The organism is Clostridioides sp. ZZV14-6009 (assembly GCF_020658095.1).
Taxonomy (GTDB): domain Bacteria; phylum Bacillota; class Clostridia; order Peptostreptococcales; family Peptostreptococcaceae; genus Clostridioides.
Genome location: NZ_JAGWDG010000076.1, coordinates 1 through 395, shown reverse-complemented (window position 1 = coordinate 395; position 395 = coordinate 1). Strand labels below are relative to the sequence as shown.

The 395-nt window shown below is 35.4% G+C and carries 1 tRNA gene and 1 rRNA gene; both read left to right on the top strand.

Annotation, left to right across the window (positions count from 1 at the left end):
* The first annotated feature begins 199 nt into the window (after positions 1-199).
* Positions 200-316 (top strand): 5S ribosomal RNA (gene rrf / locus KGF36_RS19940).
* Between the two features lie 6 nt (positions 317-322).
* A tRNA-Asn gene (locus KGF36_RS19935) sits at positions 323-394 on the top strand.
* Position 395: the final 1 nt, after the last annotated feature.

Here is a 395-nt window from a genome sequence, read left to right as displayed (position 1 = left end):
CGAGGACTTGACCAATATTTATTTGATGTTCATTAATTAAAATATATATGCAGTTTTTAGAGTGTTAACTCTATGTAAAGTACTAACTTCAATTAATGGAAGATATTTAATAAAAAACTATTATTATTTAGTACTTTAAAAGTATTGACATTTAAAAATAAAGATGTTAATATAATATTTGTCTTATAAATAGGCAATATGTGGTTATAATAGCAAAGAGGATACACCTGTTCCCATTCCGAACACAGAAGTTAAGCTCTTTAGCGCTAATGGTACTTGGTGGGAAACTGCCTGGGAGAGTAGGACATAGCCACGTAAATGTTCCAAGGTAGCTCAACGGTGGAGCAACCGGCTGTTAACCGGTAGGCTGTGGGTTCGAGCCCCACCCTTGGAGC